The sequence below is a fragment of the Streptomyces sp. NPDC004065 genome, assembly GCF_044903565.1.
In the GTDB taxonomy this organism is placed as follows: Bacteria; Actinomycetota; Actinomycetes; order Streptomycetales; family Streptomycetaceae; genus Streptomyces.
In genome coordinates this window covers 117,724-123,723 of sequence record NZ_JBJDQT010000028.1, presented here as the reverse complement: position 1 = coordinate 123,723, position 6,000 = coordinate 117,724, and the positions used below count along the sequence as shown (strand labels likewise).

Here is a 6,000-nt window from a genome sequence, read left to right as displayed (position 1 = left end):
CGTCATGGTCCGTCCGTCCCGGCTGACCAGGGCCCGAGGTCGGGCCTCGGCCAGCCTGTCACATCACGGACTTACACGATCTTTCAGACACGCTCTATCTGCCGGAAGCAAGTTCGAGAAGGAGGTGGGGTCAGGGCCCGCTCCGCTGTTGTGAACGAGGACCGGCGTCTGCCCAGCCAGCACATAGTACGTGTGCTCGCCCGGCGGGCGTCACCTGCATTTTCGCTGGTCAGCGAATTCCGGCCGGTCCGTGGATGTGCGTGGAAGTGCCCTGCTGTGCGCCCGTGTTGCCGTCGGCGTTGCCGTCAGACGGCTACGTGCGTGAGGGCGGTGGAGTGGGCTTTGGCCGGTGTGCCACTGACGATCACCGATTAGAAGCTGTTGTCTTTCCGAGAGTGACGGGTGCGTTTCCGCTGGTCAGGTGTAGGTGCGGTGTTTCGGCGGCAGGGACGAGGCATCGTGTCGTCTCTTCGGTGGAGGTGCCGGGATGCCGTCGGTGATGGGGTTGCTGGAGGAGCGTGAACGCGCCGCTCGGCAGCGGGTGGAGGCCCTTCAGGCCGAGTTGCGGGAGGCCGAGGCCGTGTGGGAGCGGTTCGTGATCGCCCGTGAGACGGTGGGCGAGGTTCTGGCTGAGCCTCGCGGTGGCGAGTCCGTCCCGCCAGTCGTGGTGGCCGGCGAACGGCCAGTGCAGGTCACGGCGGCGGTGCCCGGTTCGGTGGTGCCGCACTGGCAGGAAGGACTCGCCCCGACGGTTCTCGCGCCGGACTACCAGCGGATCATGGACGTCCTGGCCGGTGGGAACGGGACGCACGGCGAGGCGATGGACTGCCGGCAACTCGCGGCGGCTGTCGGGCTGGAGCCGGTCCCGGCGAAGGTGGAAGGGGTGCGATCGAAAGCCAAGCGCCTGGCCGCACGGGGCTGGCTGGCGGAGGAACGCCCGGGGCTGTTCAGCGTGCCCGCCGCACGAGCCGGCGGCTCATGACCATGCTCATCGACCACCGGATCACCGCCTCCGAGGTGTCGGTGCGCGTCTCGTAGTCGCGGGCCAGTCGGCGTCAGTGCATCAGCCACGCGAACGTGCGCTCCACCAGCCACCTCTTCGGCAATACGGTGAAGCCGCTGGTGTCGTCGCTGCGTCTGACCACCGTCAGCGCGACGCGCAGGACACCGCGGGCGAAGTCGACCAGGCGCCCGGTACAGCCTCCGTCGGCCCACACCCGCGTGACGCGCCAGTGCCGCTCACGCAGCCGGACCAGCAGGGTCTGCCCCGCATCCCGGTCGGTGACCGAGGCCGCGGTCACCATCACGGCCAGCAACAGTCCCAGGGTGTCCACCACGATGTGCCGCTTGCGGCCGTTGACCTTCTTTCCGCCGTCGAAGCCCCTGGTCGCGGCCGGCACCGACGCGGCTCCCCTCACCGACTGCGCGTCGATGACGGCCGCCGTCGGCTCCGGATCCCGGCCCGCAGTCATGCGGACCCGGTCACGCAGCCGGTCGTGGAACTCGGCGGCCAGGCCCTTGTCCCGCCAGCGCCGGAAGAAGGCGTAGACGCGGTCCCACGCGGGGAAGTCCGCGGGCATCGCCCGCCAGGTGATGCCGCCCGCGACCAGGTAGCGCACCGCGTCGACCATCTGCCGATGGCAATAGCTCTCCGGCTGCCCGCCGCGGCCCTCCAACCAGCCGGGGACCGGCATCGCGTCACGTACGACCGCCCACTCCGCGTCGCTCATGTCGGACGGATACTTCGGTCGCCTGTACGGCCGGTCCCCGGCGTTCCCGAACCGGTGAGCGAGACAATCACACGACAAGGACGCCGAGTTGGACGACATCAGCGCCGGCACGGAAGACTGCAGCACCAGGGGCCTCCTGTTGCTCGGTTGGATTCGACACCCACGAGCTGTGCGGGAGGCCCCGCACTCATGCCCGGCCAGCCAGAAGATCACCCGACCGAGTCGACGATCTCGAACTCACGCTCACCAAGATCGATAGAGCACGGCTTCTTACGCCTGAGTCGTGGTCTTCTGCTTGAGGCGTTCGTAGGGTGTCTGGCCGCCGAGGCCGCCGTGGGGGCGATGGTAGTTGTAGTAGTCCTCCCACTCTCACCACTCCTCGGCCCGGACGGCTCCCCCGTATGCCGACCGGGTCAGTTCGTCTCCACCGATGACGTGCTGCTCGGCTGGGACGAGGACGGCACCCCTGTTGTGCTCAACCTCGCCTACTCCGCCCACGCCCTCATCGCCGGCGTCACCCGCTCCGGCAAGTCGATCACCGTCAACGCCTTGCTCGCCTACGCCTCGCTCATGCGGACGTGCGCCTGGTCGTGATCGACCCCAACCTTGGCGCTGTCGCTCCCTGGTGGCGTACCGCCTACAAGGTCTCCGACGCCGTCCATCCCGACGAGCCGACCGAGATCCTGCGCTGGGTGCGCGAGGAGATGCAGCGCCGGGAACGGCTGTTCTGGTCCGGCCGCACCGACCGCATCACCGACTTCAGTCCCGAGCTGCCGCTGCTGCTCGTGGTGATCGACGAGGTCGCGAACTACACCCGCCACCCCGACCGCAAGGCCCGCGAACGCTTCGAGGCCGAACTGCTGGCCATCGCCAGCCAGGGCGCCAAGTTCGGCGTCCGGCTGTGGCTGCTCACCCAGAAGCCCTCCGCCGACGTGCTCACCACCGCCGTGCGCACCAACCTGTCCGCCCGGATCTGCCACCGCGTCGACACCGTCGAGGACTTCCTGCACCTCTTCCCCGACGGTCGCGAACTGGACATCACCGCCGCCGACCGCACCATGCCCCAGGGCGTCTCCATCGCCTCTGTCGGCGACATGCGCACCCCCGTCCGGCTGCGCTCGGTCTACCTGCCCACCGAAGCCTGCTGGCAGATCAACGACCTCATGTGCACCGAAGGGCTGAAGGTCCGCGAGCTGCCCGCCCACGTCGACCTGGACAAGGCTGCGTGACCAGCACCGGCCAGCCGCCCGAGCGGGCCCGTCCCGCTCCGGACCGAGTCCGTACCGCAGTGATCCCCGGCAAGGACGTGTAGTCGCCAAACCCTCGCCCCTGCCGGGGTCTTTCCTCCCCATCCGTCCACGGCACACGCGTGTGCCGCAGCGCAGAGAGGTCCCGCCAGCATGCCACCGCACAACCTCACCGCCACAATCCCCCGCCCCGAACCGGCCACGGCGGTACAGCCGTCATTCACCGGGTACCGGGACCTGCCGGGTCTCGTCCGGCAACTGTCCTCGCTCGGCGGCTGTGCCCAGCCGATCCGGCTCGAAGGCCATCGCACCGAGATCGACGCCTTCACCGGCGAGATCCTGCGCGAACTGAAGTCCAAGGAACTGCCCGCCGGGCACCTCCTGGTGCGTTGCGGCAACCGTCGCAGCACCCGCTGCCCCTCGTGCGCCGAGCTCTACCGTCAGGACACCTACCACCTCATCGCCGCCGGCCTGCGCGGCGGCAAGAACATCCCCGACCAGGTCGCTGCCCGCCCCCGCGTCTTCGCCACGCTCACCGCCCCGTCGTAAGGGCCGGTCCACGGACGACGCGTCAACGGCTCCGCGCGCTGCCGCTGCGGACGCCCCCACACCAAAGGTGACACGCTCCTCGGCACCCCGCTCGACCCCGAGCGGTACGACTACACCGGCGCGGTGCTGTGGAACGCCCACGCCCCAGCTCTGTGGGCCCGCTTGATGCTCCACCTGCGCCGCACCATCGCCGCCGCAGCTGGTATCCCGCAGCGCCTGCTGCACGAGTTCATCCCGGTCTCGTACGCCAAGGTCGCCGAATATCAACGGCGCGGCCTGATCCACTTCCACGCCGTGATCCGCCTCGACGGCCCCGCAGGCCCCTACGCCCCGCCACCCGCCTGGGCCACCCCGGAGCTCCTCGCCGATGCCATCCGGCTCGCGGCCTCTCGGGCCCACGTCGACGGGCCGGAGGTCAACGGCTGCGCCCGCTCCTTCACCTTCGGCGAGCAGATCGACACCCGGATCATCCGGTCAACGGCCTTCGAGGGCGGGACCGCGATCACTGAGGGCAAGGTCGCGGGATACGTCGCCAAGTACGCCACCAAGGGCACCGAAGCCGCGACCGGCACCCTCGACCACCGGCTGAAGAGGATCACCGAGCTCTGGTTCGAGTACGTGCCCGAGCACGCCGCACGCATGATCCGCACCGCATGGACCCTCGGCGCACGCGACAACCTCAAGCACCTGAACCTGCGCAAGTGGGCCCACATGCTCGGATTCCGCGGCCACTTCTCCACCAAGACCCGCGCCTACTCCACCACCCTCGGAGCCCTCCGCAACGCCCGCGCCGCATGGCACCGCCGCCACACCCCTCCGCCCTCCCCGACCACCCTCGTCATCGCCCACTGGGCTTACGACGGCACCGGCCTCACCCCCGACCTCGAACGCCTCGCTGCACTCATCGGCGGCGGACCGACGCGCGAACCGGCGGTGACCACTCGTGCATGACGACGAACTCCTCACCGTCCCCGAAGCGATGGCCCGCCTCAAGATCGGCCGCTCCGCCCTCTACGACCTCCTACGCACCCGCCGCCTGGCCTCGCTGACCATCGGCCGCGCCCGCCGCATCCCCACCCACGCCCTCGCTGACTACGTCCAGCGCCACCTGGAAGAGGCCACCCGATGACCGCCCCCAAGCGCAAGACAGCCCGCGCCAACGGCGAAGGCACCATCTACCAGCGCAAGGACGGCCGCTGGGAAGCCGCCGGCTACGTCCTCGCCGCCGACGGCACCCGCAAACGCGTCCGCGTCTACAGCACCACCCGCAGAGAGGCGGCCGACAAACTCGCCGAAAAGATCGCCGACAGCAACCGCGGCCTCCCCGTAGCCACCGCCGACAGCACTGTCGGCGACTACCTGACCTACTGGCTGAATGGCGTCGCCGTCCATCGTCTTCGGGAGAACACCCACGTCCGATACGCCGCCTGTGTCCGCCTCCACCTCATGCCCGGCCTCGGCACCAAGAAGGTCGCACGGCTGACCGCCAAAGACGTGCGCACCTTCCTCGACCGCCTGCGCGCCACTTGCCAGTGCTGCACCCAAGGGCTGGACGCCGAACGGAAGGCCTGCTGCGCGGTCGGCGAGTGCTGCCAGAAGCGACTGTCCCCCTTGACCGTGACGTACGTGCACTCGGTGCTCAAGTCGGCGCTGGAGCACGCCGTCCGCGAAGACGAGCTGCCCCGCAACGTCGCCCGAATCGTCAAGGCCACCGCACCTCGGCCTCGGCGATTCCGACCGTTCACCGCAACCGAAGCCCGCCAGTTCCTCGACGCAGCCCGCGCCGACCGACTCCACGCGCTGTACGCACTCGCCCTGCGCACCGGACTCCGCAAAGGCGAACTCCTCGGCCTCCACTGGGAAGACCTCGACCTCAGCAACGGAACTGCCAGCATCCGCCGTTCGCTCCAACGCACCCGAACCGGCGGCCTCACGCATCTGCCCACCAAAACCCTGGCATCCGAGCGCCGGATCGCGCTCCCGACCGAGTGCATCCGCTCTCTCAAGGAGCACAGGCAGCAACAGATCAGGGAGCGTGAGATCGCAGGCTCAGCTTGGAGAGACAGCGGCCTCGTCTTCACCACGCCGACTGGACGGCCTCTCGACCCAGCCAACCTCACACGCCGCTTCCGCAGCTTCCTCGACCGGGCCGGGCTCCGCCGCATCCGCTTCCACGACCTCCGCCACTCGACCGCCACGCTGCTCCTGGAACAAGGCGTCGACCTCGTCGTAATCAAGGAACTCCTCGGCCACGCCCACATCGGCGTCACCGCCGGCGTCTACGCCCACGTGCGACTCCGACTCCAGCGTGACGCCATCGATGCCCTGGGCCACGCCCTCGGCGGCCAGGACGACGACCCCGACGACCCACCTACCACAGCCGTCGTCCGCTGACGTTGCCGTCAGCGTTGCCGTCAAGAGCCCCAGAGGCCCCGCCGGAAATAACTCCGGCGGGGCCTCCGCGTATCACTCTG

6 protein-coding genes and 2 pseudogenes are annotated in these 6,000 nt (G+C 69.4%); 6 read left to right on the top strand and 2 right to left on the bottom strand.

Going from position 1 to position 6,000, the window contains the following annotated elements:
* Positions 1–487: 487 nt before the first annotated feature.
* Positions 488–982, top strand: coding sequence for a hypothetical protein (locus ACI2LW_RS26380; RefSeq protein ID WP_359390949.1), 495 nt, complete (start codon positions 488–490; stop codon positions 980–982).
* 73 nt (positions 983–1,055) lie between these two features.
* Here the strand turns inward: ACI2LW_RS26380 and ACI2LW_RS26375 are convergent, their stop codons facing one another.
* Both ACI2LW_RS26375 and ACI2LW_RS26370 read right to left on the bottom strand, forming a co-directional pair.
* Positions 1,056–1,730 carry an IS5 family transposase gene (locus ACI2LW_RS26375; RefSeq protein ID WP_404733695.1) on the bottom strand — a complete coding sequence of 225 codons (675 nt, stop codon included), beginning with the start codon at positions 1,728–1,730 and terminating at the stop codon, positions 1,056–1,058.
* Positions 1,731–2,000: 270 nt separating this feature from the next.
* Positions 2,001–2,096, bottom strand: a pseudogene (locus ACI2LW_RS26370) (hypothetical protein); the annotation flags it as partial.
* Positions 2,097–2,165: 69 nt separating this feature from the next.
* Here ACI2LW_RS26370 and ACI2LW_RS26365 point away from each other — a divergent pair.
* The 5 genes and pseudogenes from ACI2LW_RS26365 (at position 2,166) to ACI2LW_RS26345 (ending at position 5,920) form a co-directional block, all read left to right on the top strand.
* Positions 2,166–2,324, top strand: coding sequence for an FtsK/SpoIIIE domain-containing protein (locus tag ACI2LW_RS26365; RefSeq protein WP_404733694.1), 159 nt, complete (start codon positions 2,166–2,168; stop codon positions 2,322–2,324).
* Positions 2,309–2,959, top strand: a complete 651-nt coding sequence (locus ACI2LW_RS26360) for a hypothetical protein (protein ID WP_404733693.1) — start codon at positions 2,309–2,311, stop codon at positions 2,957–2,959. Before ACI2LW_RS26365 ends, ACI2LW_RS26360 begins: the two co-directional genes overlap by 16 nt.
* Before the next feature lie 171 nt (positions 2,960–3,130).
* A pseudogene (locus ACI2LW_RS26355) lies at positions 3,131–4,477 on the top strand (replication initiator).
* Positions 4,470–4,655, top strand: a complete 186-nt coding sequence (locus ACI2LW_RS26350) for a helix-turn-helix domain-containing protein (protein WP_404733692.1) — start codon at positions 4,470–4,472, stop codon at positions 4,653–4,655. The pseudogene ACI2LW_RS26355 and the gene ACI2LW_RS26350 overlap by 8 nt, the downstream one beginning before the upstream one ends.
* Positions 4,652–5,920: a tyrosine-type recombinase/integrase gene (locus ACI2LW_RS26345; RefSeq protein ID WP_404733691.1), complete on the top strand. Its 1,269-nt coding sequence runs from the start codon at positions 4,652–4,654 to the stop codon at positions 5,918–5,920. The genes ACI2LW_RS26350 and ACI2LW_RS26345 overlap by 4 nt, the downstream gene beginning before the upstream one ends.
* The last annotated feature ends 80 nt before the right edge of the window (positions 5,921–6,000 follow it).